The following is a 14,068-nucleotide window of genomic DNA, read 5'->3' as shown; positions in this document are numbered from 1 at the left end:
GCGACATAAAGTGTCAATTACCCCATCCCCACCCCTATGACCTGGTAAAAATCTTTGATCTATTCTGAATATTAGTCCACTGACGGATAAATGTGAAAGGAATATCCTGAGCATGCGCTTGAAATCGACGTCGATCGCGCGAATCTGTTTGCTGCGGACCGGAAGGAGTGCGTGCATGAAAACAGATGAGGAACTGGTTCAAGAGGACATCGCCAGCCTGTACCTGGGCAATCTGCGAACCGTGGAATTCGATCTCGATTTACCGAGTGAGGGGAAGAATGGCTCGAGAATCGAGTGGACCGTCGACGACGATCGGTTTCTGAAGCCGGATGGAACGGTCGTGCGCCCCAGCTACGGCCGAGGTGATCGCGTCGTGCGGCTGACGGGGACTCTCACACGCGGTTCCCACCGTGAGAACAAGACATTCGAGGTCAAGATTCTCGAGGAGCGCAACAAGATCGACGTGAAGACGGTCTTCCCGATCGAACTTCACCACGAGCCGGGTGAAACGTTCTACATGCCACAGGCTGTTGCGGTCGAAACCGCGCTCGGTGAGTTGCTGCCGCAATACGTCGTCTGGGATGGCGGCGAGAAACGCCACTATGAGGTTCCGGGTCTCTACGAGATCACCGGTCACATCGACGCCTCAGATGTTCCGGTGCGCGGCAGCGTCGTGGTCGAGCCCGGCGTCACCATCACTTCGATGCGCAGCAAAAAAATGCGTCCGATCAACTTGACATGTGTGCGCCTCGCACCCGGTACGCCGGCAGCCGCCGCACAGCAACGGCGGCTGAGCTTCCTCAAGCAGGTTGACGACGATCAGATGCTCATCAACTTTCGACGGGCCGCCCACATGGACACCAAAGGTGCTCCGGAGATGATCGGCTGGGACACACCCGATTCGAATCTGCGCGGCCACACCACGGGCCACTATCTCTCGGCGCTCGCACTCGCATGGGCGGCAACAGGAGACGAGACGGTGCATTCCAAATTGAGTTACATGGTGCACAGCCTCGGGGAGGTTCAAGCTGCATTTCGAGGGCAGCCGGGTATCCACGAAGGGTTTCTCAGCGCCTATGATGAGTCACAGTTCGACCTCTTGGAACGTTACACTCCCTATCCCGAGATCTGGGCACCGTACTACACGCTCCATAAGATACTTGCTGGCCTGCTCGATTCCTATCGGTATGCGGGAAACCGTCAGGCGCTCGAGATCGCGATCGGAGTGGGGCACTGGGTTTACAATCGTCTTTCTCAGCTCGATCCGATCCAGCTGAAGAAGATGTGGGCGATGTACATCGCCGGAGAGTTCGGCGGCATGAACGAGTCTCTCGCAATGCTCGGAGCCATCACCGGCGAGGAATCCTTCGTCAAGGCGGCCAGGTTCTTCGACAACGATAAGCTGATCTTCCCTGCGCTGCAGAAGGTGGACGCGCTGGGCACGCTTCATGCCAACCAGCACATACCTCAAGTGATCGGTGCACTGTCCCTCTACGGGGTCACCCATGAGGAGAGCTACTATCAGGTCGCAGAGTTCTTCTGGCACTCGGTAGTCGCTCACCATATCTATGCGTTCGGCGGCACCGGTGACGGCGAGATGTTCCAGCAGCCCTGTGAGATCGCCGCTAAGATAGATGAGTTCTCCGCAGAGTCCTGTGCATCGTACAACATGATCAAGTTGACGCGCGATCTGTACGAATACGAGCCCACGGCAGACAAGATGGCGTACTGCGAGAACGTGCTCATCAACCATATTCTCTCTTCGACCGACCATGAGGGCACAGGCGGCTCGACCTATTTCATGGAAACGCAGCCGGGTGCCAGGAAGGGCTTTGACACCGAGAATTCGTGCTGCCATGGAACCGGGTTGGAAAGCCAGTTCATGTACGGTCAGAGCATCTATTATCAGGGCGAGGGTCAGCTGATCGTGGCGCTCTACCTCGCGTCGCATCTCAAGACCGACGATACCGATGTCACCATCGATTGCGATTTCAACCATCCTGAGACGGTGCGGATCGCGATCGGCAGACTCGAAGGAAAGCTCGTGCTCAGGCACCCCGACTGGAGCGATCGCATGACGGTGTCGATCAATGGAGCAGCTGCTCGGATCGCAGAGAAAGACGGGTATGTCACCGTTGAGGATTCCCTCGCGCCCGGCGATGAGATCACCGTGAGGCTCAATCCCGAGCTCAGGCTCATCCCGACGCCAGACGATCCGAATCGAGTTGCGATCGGCTACGGCCCCTTTGTTCTGGCGGCGTTGAGAGACGAGACCTCCTATCAGACGCTCGACGTGAGCGATGACGCGGCACTCAAGTCGCTGCTGGTCAAGGATGCGGATTCGGTGCGCTTTTCGGCGGGCAGCGAGATATTCGTTCCGCTCTACACGATCGACGACGAATCATACGAGATCTATTTCAATCAGAGATAACCCCTCTGCGTTCATCAGGTAGGTACGGTACCAGGGGAATTAGAAACGCCCCTGGTTGGATATTTCTGTCAATTAGAAAGGATGGAGAGTCAGATGGCAAGCGACGCTATTGCGGTTCCCGCTCCCGTTGATGACAAAATGGAGGAAATCTACAACGACACAGGTTTTTTCGGACACCCTCGTGGGCTCGCGGTGCTCGGCACCGGTAACCTATTCAACTCAATCGCGTGGGCCTCGTTCAATGCGATCTTCATCTATTATTTGTACTCACCTTTCTCAAAAGGACTCGGTTTCACTCAGGGTGAAGCGGCATCGATCATCGCAGCGCAGGGCGTGGCGACCAGCGTTCTCAATATGGTCGGAAGCTGGCTGGCCGATCGGGTTTTTGGGATGCGCACGGCGCTCGTGTTGGGCAACATCACCAAGGCTATCGGGTTCGCGTTGGTGGCCATTCCGGATTTCACGCTGGAACAGGGCAGGATCTGTATGTTCCTCGGTCTGATTTTCCTTTCGGTACAGCTGATGGGCCAGTCGAACAACTCGCTGACGGCCCAGCTCTATCGCAAGTCCGATGACGCCAAACGAGACGCCGCTTTTACATTCCACAACATCTTCAATAGCGTCGGCGGTCTGCTCGCCCCGATCATCGTGGGCAACATCTCGATGCTGAACTATCACATCGGCTTTGCGATCGCAGGGGTCGCAGCGCTCGCTTATAGTTTGACGATCTTGCTGTTCAGTCATCGCTGCTTCGGTGAGCTGGGCAGAAAACCGGTCAAGCCGTTGCCACCAGCTGGTCTGCGGAAGGTCGCGCTTATCTCTGCAGTTTCGATTGCGATCGTCGCGATCGCTATGGCCGTATCGATTGTAGCGGGGGTGATGACCTTCGACAATCTGCTCAGTGTGATCAGCACTGCGGGAATTCTGATCCCCCTCGCCTTCTTCTTCAAGCTCTTCACAAGCAAGGACATCTCAAAGAAGGAGCGCAGGGTCTTCAAACCGATGGGCAAGCTGCTGACGATTCAGGTGTATCAAGCCGTTATCTGGGCGGTCACCGGTCCGGCGACTCTGATCTACATGGATCAATATCTCAATCGGGACTTCATGGGATTCACGTTCGCGCCGGCTACCTTCGTCTCCATTACCGCCGTCTTCGCTCTTATCTTCAATCCGATCGCAACGTATCTCTGGACCGCTACAAAGACCGGTGCCAGCATACGGAGTCTGAGCAAGATGGCACTCAGCTACGCTTTGGGCTCTGTGACCCTGTTCGTTATCCCGCTGACGGTCACCCTTGCCACCGGAAAGATAAATCCGCTTTGGTACATTCTGACCATGGTAGTCGACACGTTCACGGGAGCTGTCGGCGGGCCCGCCGGAACGTCTCTCATCGCGAAGATGGCACCCAAGTCCTATGACACGCAGATCCAGACGGCGTTCGGCCAGTGCACCACTATAGGAAACGGCATCGGTATGGTGGTTTTCATGTTCGCCACGACCGCTCAGCAGCAGATCGCTCTCTTCCCGTGGCTTGGGGTCGGGACGATTCTCATTGGTCTTTATCTGCGCTATGACCAGAAGAATCTTGAGGCTGCGATTGCATAGGGAAGCGCTTCGATAAGTCTATAATTATTGCCAATTTCAAGAAAGGTCTGATAATCCATGAGTGATTCAAAAGCCACGTCGACCACGCAAAACAAAACGAGCGCTCACGTGACAATCAAGGATGCCTTCTGGAGCAAGCGCATCGATCTGGTGCTGACGCAGATGCTCCCGTTTCAATGGCGCGTGCTCAATGATGCCGAACCGGATGTTCCCAAGTCAGGGGCCATCCAGAATTTCAAGATCGCGGCAGGGGAGGCGACCGGGGAGTTCTACGGCATGGTGTTTCAAGATACCGACCTGCACAAGTGGTTGGAAGCGGCCGCCTATGCGTTGGAGCTGACTCAAGATCCCGAGCTCAAAGCGCATGCCGATGAGGCTTGGCGCCTGATCGCCAAGGCTCAGATGGACGACGGATATGTGGATACCTACTTTCAGATCAAGGCACCAGAGTACCGCTGGACATCGCTACAGGATAACCATGAGCTCTACACTGCGGGACATCTGATCGAGGCTGGAGTAGCCTACCATCAGGCGACCGGTAGTCAAATCGCGTTCGACGTGATCACAAAGCTCGCAGATTTGCTCGTGAAGCGCTTTCTCACCGATGGCACCGCCGGGGTACCCGGTCATCCGGAGATCGAGCTGGCGCTCATGCGGCTATACCACCTGACGGGCAAAGATGCGTACTACCGGCTTGCGCGGCATTTTGTGCTTTCCCGCGGCCAGAAGCCGAGCTACTTCGAGGCAGAGACCGCGGATCGGCGAGAGAAGAAGATCCCGAACTGGCTTGATATCGCTTACAATCACGGCGAGGTGGACATGGAGGAACCGGTCGATCTCGCGTACTATGTGGCGTCTAAGCCTCTGATCGATCAGAACATAGCCGAGGGTCACGCCGTGCGCGCCGGCTATCTTTATGCCGGCTTGGCCGATGTGGCCGCTGCGAGCCAAGATGACGCGATCAAAGCCGCCGCTCTTCGACTATGGCACAATCTGGCAGATACGCAGATGTATGTGACCGGTGGCATCGGTTCGACGAATATGTGTGAAGGGTTCACCCATGAGTACGATCTGCCCAACGAGAGCAACTACTGTGAAACCTGCGCAGGTATCTCGCTGATCCTGTTCGCACGCCGACTTCAGATGTTCTCTTCGGATAGCCAGTTTGCCGATGTGATCGAGCGGGATCTCTACAACAACACACTCGGCAGCATGTCGATGGATGCGACGAGGTTCTACTACCGTAACGAGCTCGAGCGCTGGGGCGCCAAGATCGCGCGGGCGGGAAGGCCCGGCTGGCATGCATGCGCGTGCTGTCCGCCGAATCTTGCGCGTCTGATTCTCTCGCTCAATCGGTATCTCTATCACGAGGTAGGTGCTACGCACTATGTCGACCAGTTCATCGGAAGCACCTATCGCAGCGATGGGGTGGCTTGGTCGATGAGCAGCACTATGCCTGAGAGCGGCTGTGTGAAGCTGATGGTCGAGGCATGGGCAGCTGGCCATGAGCTCGCTGTGCGCATCCCCGCATGGAGCCAGAGATTCCGCTTGGAGCTGAATGGCAGGCCGCTGCATGCCGGCATCGACTTCGTGCTGAGCCAAGGTTATGCGCTGGTGCTCGAAGAGCTGAAGTCGGGTGACGAGCTGGAGCTCAAGCTTGATATGGCTGTCAAGACCGTGCACGTGAACTCACGCGTCAAATACGATGCGGGCAAAGTCGCCCTCATGCGGGGCCCGTTGGTCTACTGCGCCGAGGAAGCTGACAATCATATCGACGACTTCTGGAATGTGGTCGTGCCCGCAGATGCCGTCTGGTCTGAGAATGCGCATCCCACGTTCCCCGACGTGCGGTGCCTCACAGGTACGGTCCGATACGCCGCGTCGACCACTCCAGCTCTGTACAGCTATGATGAGCCCGAGATCAGATCTATTCCATTGACGCTCGTGCCGTTCTACACGCGCTACAATCGTTCGCTCGGGGCGATGCAGGTCTACTTTCGGCAGGATTCCCGTCTCAGATGATGTGACCTGAAGCGCATTCGGTCATCTGCTTTTCAACAGCGCCCGCCGCCCGCATTCCGTGCAGATGCGGGCGGCGGGCTGTTTGCTCTGTCTCGCATGCGGGCCGAGCCACCGGCTCGGGAAAAACAGAAATATTGGAACATGGTTTCATAGATAAGTATTACATGAAACCATTTACCAGTTAATCTAATACGCTTACCAGATAAATAAATACTTAGCAATATCGTGTTTCATAAATTGATATATTGATGAAACACAAGTACCTTCACGATTTGGAAAGGAGGGAAGTATGTCAAAAACGAACAGTGGCGGGTTCGACATCGCGAACGTTATCGATGAGCGTCTCATCGCGCTCGATCTGGATGTTACGACCAAAGAGGGCATGCTCGAGGAGCTCGTCGATCGCTTGGAGCAGCACGGCAGGATCAGCGATCGCGAGGGCTTCCTCAACGACGTCATGTGGCGAGAGGGCGAGGGCAAAACCGGTATCGGCATGGGCGTGGCGATACCGCACGGTAAGTCCTCGGGAGTCACACGGACCGCGCTTGCGATCGGGACGACCAAGCACCCGCTTGCCTGGGAGTCACTCGACGATGAACCCGTGCACGTGGTGATTCTGTTCGCAGTGACCGAAGGGGATTCGGATATCGTGCACCTGAAGTTGCTCCAGCACGTCGCCATGCTGCTGGCGCACGAGGCATTCGTCGAGCGATTGCATAAGACGAGAAGCGCATGCGAAATGATCGAGCTTCTTGAATCGAGTCCAGACGACTACGACAGCTGACGAGAAGGGCGGGACATGATGAAACTGGTTGGAGTCTGCGCGTGCACATCTGGGATCGCGCACACCTACATGGCAAAAGAAAAGCTGGTCAAGGCCGCCGCGTCACTGGGACACCAAATCAAGATCGAAACTCAGGGTACCATCGGCGTCGAAGATGAGCTGACGGCTGACGAGATCGCTAAAGCCGATGCAGTTATCCTAGCTGTCGACATCAAGATCGACACGTCGCGATTCAAAGGAAAGCGCGTGATGGAGGTGCCCACCGGTCTGGTGCTCAAAGCGGCGAAGCAGATCATCAACAAGATCGCGGACGAGGTGGAGAATGCACCTGAGCAAGGCGGTTCGAACTAGGCTGTGCTGATTGCCGCGACCGAGTTCGTGAAAGCTCTGCTCAGTGGTGCGCGTCGCAACTATTAGGGAAAGAAGGAAAACATGCTAAAAAAGCTGCAGCTCAAAAAGCATGCATTGACAGCGATCTCTTACATGCTGCCGCTTGTGGTCGCCTCCGGCCTTCTGATCGCGATCGGCAACCTGACCGGTGGCCAGGTGGTCAAAGATGTTGACGAGCTGACGATTCCAAGTGCCCTCACCTCGCTGGGCGTGCTCGGCATGGGGCTGCTGCCCTCGTTTATCGCGGGCTACATCGCCTATTCCATTGCAGATCGCCCAGGTATCGCTCCCGGCTTTCTCATGGGTCAGATCGCATCATTTCTGGGCGCAGGGTTTTTGGGTGGTATGATCGGAGGTTATCTCGTAGGTTATATCTGTCTCATGATCGAGAACTATGTAAAGGTTCCCAAATGGGCAGAAGCTCTCATGCCTATGATGATCATCCCCACGGTTTCGGCGATCGTTGGCGGATTGCTCATGTACTTCGTGCTCGGTACGCCCATCACATGGCTCACCCAGGCGCTCACGAGTTTTATCAATGGACTCGATCAGAACGCCAAGGTCGCATATGGATTCATCATCGGCTGGCTTGGCTGCCTCGATTACGGCGGACCGATATCGAAGGTTCCCAATCTCATTTGCGATGGTTTGATGCTCGAAGGGGTGTACGGACCAGAGGGAATCAAGGTGCTCGCTGCGATGGTTCCCCCGTTTGCTGTTGCGATCGCCCTGTTGCTGTCTAAGTTTGTCGGCAAGCCGATCTTCAAAAAGACAGAACAGGATAATATCGGCATTGCATTTCCGATGGGCGTCTGCATGATCTCAGAAGGCGTCATTCCGATCGCCATGAACGACATCATCCGAACAGTGTTCAGCACATCGATCGGTTGCGGAATATGCGGTGCGATCGCATTCGCTTCAGGTGTCGAGTCCATGGTTCCCTCCGGTGGAGTCTTCGTCATTCCCGCCATGACGAATCCGATCATGGCCGTCGTTGCTCTGCTCTGCGGATCCGCTGTGTCCGCGCTGCTTCTCGTGCTCGTCAAAAAACGTCTCGATCCGCATGAGATCAATGATCTCGAAGAACCCGATGCGGATGAGCAGGAGGTGGATCTGTCGTCCTTCAGTCTCTCGTAGGTTCAAGCGCTCACCTCGCAGCGGTTGCGCATCGGAGGTGCGCATCATCCGCGCGGCTCAATATGGGCAATTAGACGTATCTTGCAAAAAGGAGTGATCTAGCATGCTTGTTAATATGACGCAGATGCTTGGAGTCGCCAAGGAGAAGCATTTCGCAGTAGGGGCGTTCAACGTCTCTGAATCCAACCTCGTGCGCACCGTCGTCGAAACGGCCGAGGCCCAGGATGCGCCGGCGATCGTTGCGCTGCATCCCACCGAGTTAGAATACTGTCGCGATGAGTTCTTGAAATACGTGATCGCACGTTGCTCGAACAGTCCGGTTCCCTTTGTCATCCATATGGACCACGGTGACTCGATCGAGAGCATCATGAGGGCCGTCCACTGTGGCTTCACCTCGGTCATGATAGACGGATCGCTGCTGCCGCTCGCGGACAACATCGCCAAGACGCGCGAGGTCGTTGACGTCTGTCATATGATCGGCGTCTCCGTCGAAGGTGAGCTGGGAACCATCGGCAACACCGGAGCCACGATAGAGGGCGGCATGAGCGAGGTCAGCTACACTGATCCAACGGATGCGAAGACCTTTGTGGAGCGCACGGGCGTTGACACGCTTGCGATCGCGATCGGCACCTGCCACGGCCTGTATCCCAAAGGCGTTACACCGAGGCTCCGCATGGATGTGCTTCGCTCGATCCTCGAGGTCATCGATATCCCCTTGGTCTTGCATGGCGGTTCGGGCAATCCAGATGCGGAGATCGCCGAGGCGGTGCGCATCGGTATCCAAAAGGTGAATATCTCCTCCGACTACAAGAGCGCCTTCTTCTTGAAAGCTCGCGAGGTACTTGCACAGGAGAATTCCGGCTGGGATCCGAACAATATCTTCCCCGCATGCATCGACGCCGGAAAAGCGGTCATCAAGCAGAAGATGGAGCTATTCGGTTGCGTAGGCGCGGCCAGATTCTTCCGTGAGCCGGTGGTGCCTCAGTGGCGTCAGACTCAGGAGTGACTGAGTGATTCGGTGGGGCTGTGGCCCGCGCCCTCCTAGCTCATAGGATGCTATGCGAGATGAAAAAGGGCTCCATGGAGCCCTTTTTCGCTCATTCTTTGGCGTCTCTGTCGCCGAATGCCCATGCTTTGCCAACGGCGAGGCGTACAGCTGCGTTCGTTGCTATCATGACGTAGGAGAACTTGAAAGGGTTGTGCCATGCAGCGAAAAGGCAGCGTCATCAACGAGATCTGCACACTCTACGATCGCTTGAGCGATCGCGAACGGCATATTGCGGATTTCGTGCTCGCGAAGCAGACCGACGTCCCGACGATGACGACACGCGAGATAGCGTCCGAGAGCAGAACATCTGCGGCGACGGTGTCGCGGTTCGTTCGCCATCTCGGATACGAGAGCTTCTCTGATCTGCGCGATGCCCTGCTGCGCGAGAACGGATCGGGCGCAGGCGCTTCGATGGCATCGCAGGTCATCTCTGTGGATGCGCCGCGTGCTGCCATGGAGACGGTCCTCTTGGCGAAGAAACGGGAGCTTTTGGACACGCTCGACCTCATCGATGAGGGTGAGCTTGTGCATGCGGTTCGGCTCATCGAAGGCGCGGTCTCCATCGTGTTCGCGGCTGTGGGCAACACGATCCCCGCCGGTCTCTCGGCGTCATTTCTTCTTTCCGAGTTGGGTCTTCGCGCGCAGTGCGCCCCCACCACCGAGGCCATGATGCTTTCCTCTATGTCGCTCACCGGGCGTGATGTCCTGGTTTTCATCTCGAAATCCGGCCACTCGAAACGGCTGAACAAGATGATGGACAATGCGCTTGATTCGGAGACTCCCACGATCGTGATCACGAACGTACCCGATTCGCCGCTGGCGCGTCGCTCGTCCTGCGTGCTGCATGCGGCGACACGCGATAAGGTGCTCTCGGGAGATCTGCCGTTTTCGCATAACTCGATCAACTTCATCGTTGAGGTCATCTTCTTGCTGCTATGCTCCGATGTGCCCAACTTCAAGGCGAGAGCCGGTCTTTTGTGGAAGTCGCTGGGAGAGGATAAGGGCGTATCAGAAGAGGTCTTCTAGGATGGGGACTGCATCATGACTGAAACCATCGCGGTCATCGGCGCTCTCGAGAAAGAGGTGCGCCTCGTCTACGACAGGCTCAAGGAACGAACGATCGTCGATGGCGCAGGGCTCTCGACGGTGCGTGGCGTGTACGAGGACGCGCGCGTGGTCGCTGTGACCGCCGGAATGGGCACGGTCAATGCCGCTGCAGCGACTCAGTACCTCATCAGTTGCTGTGATGCGCGCGCCGTGATCTTTTCCGGCATCGGAGGCGCGATCAATCCAGTTCTGCGACCCGGTGACGTGGTGATCGGAAGCACGCTGCGCTATCTTGACACCGACACGGCTCTGCTGGCCGAATCCGTTCCCTGTCTCGAGGAGTTCGCATCAAGCGATGATCTCGTCGATATGGCGCGACAGGCGCTTATGGCTGAGGGGTACGCAGAGCTCGATGTTGACATTGAAGGCGCCCTGCCTCTCGGTGCCGCAGACGGGCGTCGCATCGATACGGTCGCCGATGCCGAGATGCCTCGGTTCCTCAGAGGAACCATCGCGACGGGGAATCGCTTCATCGTCGGTGCGGATGCGCGAGCGCGGGTGAGCGCGCAGACCCAGGCGGACTGCGTTGAGATGGAAGGGGCTGCCGTGGCGCATATCGCGGTCAAGAACGGCTGCGACTGCTTGGTGCTTCGAGCGATCTCCGATAGCTGCGATGAGAGCTACGAGCAGCTCAGCTCGCGTTCGTTCGATCTGGAGAGCTATGCTGCCGGGGCCAGCTCGCTCGTGCTCGATATCGTGGCTCGCTATGCCCGCCACGTCGAGGCGAACTCAAAAAGCAGATAGGATTGTTACCAGCAACGATGCACTTTCGCCTAAACGCGCAACAACTTCTTTGACCTTATCGATTCCGTGGAGGATACCATGGCCGACTCCATCAACTACCAACTAGCCAAGTTCGTGGCGAGCTTTGGCAAGGCATCACAGATTCCGCTGTCGACCTGTCCTGAGGTCACATTTGCAGGCAGGTCGAACGTTGGCAAGTCATCGATCATGAACAAACTGTTCGGCCGCAAGAATCTGGTGAAGGTCTCGAACACCCCTGGGAAGACAGCGAACATCAATCTGTTCGAGGCGGATGGCATCCACTTCATAGATCTGCCCGGCTATGGTTATGCGCAGCGTTCCAAAGCGGAACGGTCGCGGTGGGCCGGACTCATCGCTGATTTTTTTGCGCTTGAACGCAGTTTCAATCTGGTCGTCGCACTCGTGGACATACGGCACGATCCAAGTGCGCTCGATCATCAGATGATCGAGTTTCTCCAACACAACGAGCTGCACTTCGTCGTTGCCCTTACCAAGGCCGACAAGCTCAACCGCTCTCAGCAGGCTCGTCAACGGGCGAGCATCTCCTCGCAGATCGACGTTGATCCCGCCGACATCATCACGACGTCGGCGCGAAGCGGAACTGGTATAGATGTTCTGAAGGAGCGCATCGCGCAGGCGTGTCTGTAGGCCGGTGCATCAAAAAGTGGGTCTCGTTACGTTACACCTTCGAATTGTATGTGCATAACGATGACTCTTGTGTATTGGACCATCAGAGCTTTCGGCTGATTTATCGATTCCAACTGCTAAACTACAGATAAGTGAATACTTCGGAGGCCTAACGAGGTGTCCGTCGATGACAAGGGCGAGCATGAAAAGCTGTACGACCATCAAGGATATCGCTGCGAAAGTTGGAATGTCAGTAACTGCTGTGTCGCTGGTCTTAAACGAAAAACCCTGTCGAATCACTGATGAGAATCGCAAGCGAATCAAGGAGGCAGCCCACGAGCTCAACTACTCGCCAAACTACAGTGCGAGAAGTTTGAAGACGCAACAAACGATGACGCTGGGTCTCATTGTTCCGAATATCGCCAGTCACTTTTACTCGAAGATTGCTAAGAACTTGGAAGAGGAGTGTCGGGAACTCGGATATGCTCTGTTCATCACTGGTTCAAAAAATCGGTCTGAAGATGACTGTCGCTTACTGAATATGCTTGCACGACGTGGTATTGACGGGCTCTTTTTTGTTAGCAGCAGCGAAGCGGTGGGGGATTCTGAAGTCGGCAGGCAGCTTTGTGATCTGCATGTTCCCTATGTGCTGGTAGGCCGCTATCTCCCTGCAATAGAATGCGATTCAATCCGTTTCGATGAGGAAGCTGGTGCGCATCGTGCAACTTGCTGTTTAATCGAACGTGGACACACGAAGATCGGATGCATTGTAAATACGGTCACATCCGAAAGCGGTGCCTTGCGCTACGATGGTTATCGCCGTGCTCTCGCCGAGGCAGGGATAGCGTCAAACCCAGAGTATTGCGCCGAGAGTGATTATGATATCGGTGAAAGCTATAAAGCAATGGAAAAGCTGATCAGGACCGACATTTCCGCGGTGCTTGCAACAAGCGATAGTATAGCGCTCGGTGCTGTGCGTTGTATACAGGATCACAATCGACGGATTCCTGATGATATATCTGTCGTTGGCTTTGACGAAGAGATTGCGTATCAGATTTATAAACCTCGATTGACTATCATAAAACGCGATATTGAGCATCTGTGCCATCGCGCAACTGCAATGTTGCACGACCGTATCGAAAACACGAACAAAGATCTGCAAGTCGAGTTCAACGATGAAGCTATCATGCCGGAACTGCTAGAAGGCGAGAGCGTGAAAACTCTCACTGAGTGATTGCTCGCCGATCGGAATTCGATCCTGTCGACACATTAGAACCGCTTAACGATTCGTTTCACCCGCTCACGGGTTTCTCGCTAATGATAAAACGTTAAATCATTATAGTTCATCAATATTAAGTTTGATAAAACGATTGATCATTGCAGGATCGACGCAGTTTGATGCAGACAGGCAGACTCTTTCAGCAGGACATCAGGCAAATGTGATAAAACGTTTAATCTTGAAAGGAATGATATGTCAGACACGGAATTGAACACGACGGACCGAAATGAAGTGGAAGAGTTCCTATCCATTGCGAGGCGAGAGATATCTGCGTTTGCAGAAAGAATTGACTATAACCAGCTTTCGAGTGCAAAACTGCTAATCAGAGAGGCGGAGCGAGCAGGGTGTCGCGTTCACGTGACCGGCATCGGAAAACCAGCGCATGTAGCTGGATATGTGGCATCGCTGTTCTCCTCGACTGGTACCCCAGCCTACGAGCTTCATGGAACAGAAGCGGTGCACGGCAGTTCAGGACAGGTCCGACCCGGTGACATAGTAATAGCGATTTCGAACAGCGGAGAAACGGCTGAGCTCAAGGCAACGGTTTCAACACTAATTGCAAACGGTGCTCACATCATATCCGTGACGGGCAACCCTTCTTCGTGGCTCGCACGTGTTGGCGAGGTCGAGCTTATAGCGAGTGTTTCACAAGAGGGTGATTACATGAACAAGCCTCCGCGTGTTTCAGTTCTTGCTGAAATCATCGAGCTGCAGTGTCTGTCTATTTTGCTGCAGAGGGCTTATGGCCTCACCCCTCAATCCTATGTCACGTGGCATCCAGGTGGAAGTCTCGGCCAATCGATACGGAGTACGGAGGACTCCCTCACGTGAATTGAACACTCATCTTGGATTGTTCACGAGGTTTTACCAGTG

12 protein-coding genes are annotated in these 14,068 nt (G+C 55.4%); all 12 read left to right on the top strand.

All coding sequences use genetic code 11. From position 1 onward, the window contains the following. Nucleotides 1-175: 175 nt before the first annotated feature. The gene (locus CORGL_RS08025) at nt 176-2,431 is read left to right on the top strand and encodes a beta-L-arabinofuranosidase domain-containing protein (RefSeq protein WP_013709404.1); all 2,256 of its coding nucleotides are present in this window, start codon (nt 176-178) and stop codon (nt 2,429-2,431) included. A gap of 93 nt (nt 2,432-2,524) precedes the next feature. After that, the gene (locus CORGL_RS08020) at nt 2,525-4,036 is read left to right on the top strand and encodes an oligopeptide:H+ symporter (protein ID WP_013709403.1); all 1,512 of its coding nucleotides are present in this window, start codon (nt 2,525-2,527) and stop codon (nt 4,034-4,036) included. A 57-nt stretch (nt 4,037-4,093) separates the two neighbouring features. Further along, nucleotides 4,094-6,058 carry a glycoside hydrolase family 127 protein gene (locus tag CORGL_RS08015; RefSeq protein ID WP_013709402.1) on the top strand — a complete coding sequence of 655 codons (1,965 nt, stop codon included), beginning with the start codon at nt 4,094-4,096 and terminating at the stop codon, nt 6,056-6,058. A 289-nt stretch (nt 6,059-6,347) separates the two neighbouring features. Continuing rightward, the gene (locus tag CORGL_RS08010) at nt 6,348-6,842 is read left to right on the top strand and encodes a PTS sugar transporter subunit IIA (RefSeq protein ID WP_013709401.1); all 495 of its coding nucleotides are present in this window, start codon (nt 6,348-6,350) and stop codon (nt 6,840-6,842) included. Between the two features lie 15 nt (nt 6,843-6,857). Then, entirely contained in the window at nt 6,858-7,193 is a 336-nt protein-coding gene (locus CORGL_RS08005; protein WP_013709400.1) for a PTS fructose transporter subunit IIB, read from the top strand. An 81-nt stretch (nt 7,194-7,274) separates the two neighbouring features. Beyond that, complete coding sequence (locus tag CORGL_RS08000) at nt 7,275-8,369, top strand: PTS fructose transporter subunit IIC (protein WP_013709399.1); 1,095 nt, start codon at nt 7,275-7,277, stop codon at nt 8,367-8,369. Nucleotides 8,370-8,472: 103 nt separating this feature from the next. After that, nucleotides 8,473-9,375 carry a ketose-bisphosphate aldolase gene (locus CORGL_RS07995; RefSeq protein WP_013709398.1) on the top strand — a complete coding sequence of 301 codons (903 nt, stop codon included), beginning with the start codon at nt 8,473-8,475 and terminating at the stop codon, nt 9,373-9,375. 198 nt (nt 9,376-9,573) lie between these two features. Then, on the top strand, nt 9,574-10,443 hold the full coding sequence (locus tag CORGL_RS07990) for a MurR/RpiR family transcriptional regulator (protein WP_013709397.1): 870 nt from the start codon (nt 9,574-9,576) through the stop codon (nt 10,441-10,443). 15 nt (nt 10,444-10,458) lie between these two features. Continuing rightward, a complete protein-coding gene (locus CORGL_RS07985) occupies nt 10,459-11,268 on the top strand; it encodes a 5'-methylthioadenosine/S-adenosylhomocysteine nucleosidase (RefSeq protein WP_013709396.1) in 810 nt (269 codons plus the stop codon). A gap of 78 nt (nt 11,269-11,346) precedes the next feature. Next, nucleotides 11,347-11,937 (top strand): ribosome biogenesis GTP-binding protein YihA/YsxC, encoded by a 591-nt coding sequence (yihA, locus tag CORGL_RS07980; protein ID WP_013709395.1) that lies wholly within the window; start codon nt 11,347-11,349, stop codon nt 11,935-11,937. 166 nt (nt 11,938-12,103) lie between these two features. Beyond that, entirely contained in the window at nt 12,104-13,150 is a 1,047-nt protein-coding gene (locus CORGL_RS07975) for a LacI family DNA-binding transcriptional regulator (protein WP_013709394.1), read from the top strand. 237 nt (nt 13,151-13,387) lie between these two features. After that, a complete protein-coding gene (locus CORGL_RS07970; RefSeq protein ID WP_013709393.1) occupies nt 13,388-14,026 on the top strand; it encodes an SIS domain-containing protein in 639 nt (212 codons plus the stop codon). Nucleotides 14,027-14,068: the final 42 nt, after the last annotated feature.

It is taken from the genome of Coriobacterium glomerans PW2, from assembly GCF_000195315.1.
In the GTDB taxonomy this organism is placed as follows: Bacteria; Actinomycetota; Coriobacteriia; order Coriobacteriales; family Coriobacteriaceae; genus Coriobacterium; species Coriobacterium glomerans.
The sequence above is the reverse complement of the archived record's forward strand: the minus strand, read 5'-3'. Positions and strand labels throughout refer to the sequence as shown.

Bases quoted from the DNA above. Each gene is read 5' to 3' on its own strand.
- CORGL_RS08025 (WP_013709404.1), top strand. From the start codon at position 176: ATGAAAACAGATGAGGAACTGGTTCAAGAGGACATCGCCAGCCTGTAC.
- CORGL_RS08020 (WP_013709403.1), top strand. From the start codon at position 2,525: ATGGCAAGCGACGCTATTGCGGTTCCCGCTCCCGTTGATGACAAAATG.
- CORGL_RS08015 (WP_013709402.1), top strand. From the start codon at position 4,094: ATGAGTGATTCAAAAGCCACGTCGACCACGCAAAACAAAACGAGCGCT.
- CORGL_RS08010 (WP_013709401.1), top strand. From the start codon at position 6,348: ATGTCAAAAACGAACAGTGGCGGGTTCGACATCGCGAACGTTATCGAT.
- CORGL_RS08005 (WP_013709400.1), top strand. From the start codon at position 6,858: ATGATGAAACTGGTTGGAGTCTGCGCGTGCACATCTGGGATCGCGCAC.
- CORGL_RS08000 (WP_013709399.1), top strand. From the start codon at position 7,275: ATGCTAAAAAAGCTGCAGCTCAAAAAGCATGCATTGACAGCGATCTCT.
- CORGL_RS07995 (WP_013709398.1), top strand. From the start codon at position 8,473: ATGCTTGTTAATATGACGCAGATGCTTGGAGTCGCCAAGGAGAAGCAT.
- CORGL_RS07990 (WP_013709397.1), top strand. From the start codon at position 9,574: ATGCAGCGAAAAGGCAGCGTCATCAACGAGATCTGCACACTCTACGAT.
- CORGL_RS07985 (WP_013709396.1), top strand. From the start codon at position 10,459: ATGACTGAAACCATCGCGGTCATCGGCGCTCTCGAGAAAGAGGTGCGC.
- yihA (WP_013709395.1), top strand. From the start codon at position 11,347: ATGGCCGACTCCATCAACTACCAACTAGCCAAGTTCGTGGCGAGCTTT.
- CORGL_RS07975 (WP_013709394.1), top strand. From the start codon at position 12,104: ATGACAAGGGCGAGCATGAAAAGCTGTACGACCATCAAGGATATCGCT.
- CORGL_RS07970 (WP_013709393.1), top strand. From the start codon at position 13,388: ATGTCAGACACGGAATTGAACACGACGGACCGAAATGAAGTGGAAGAG.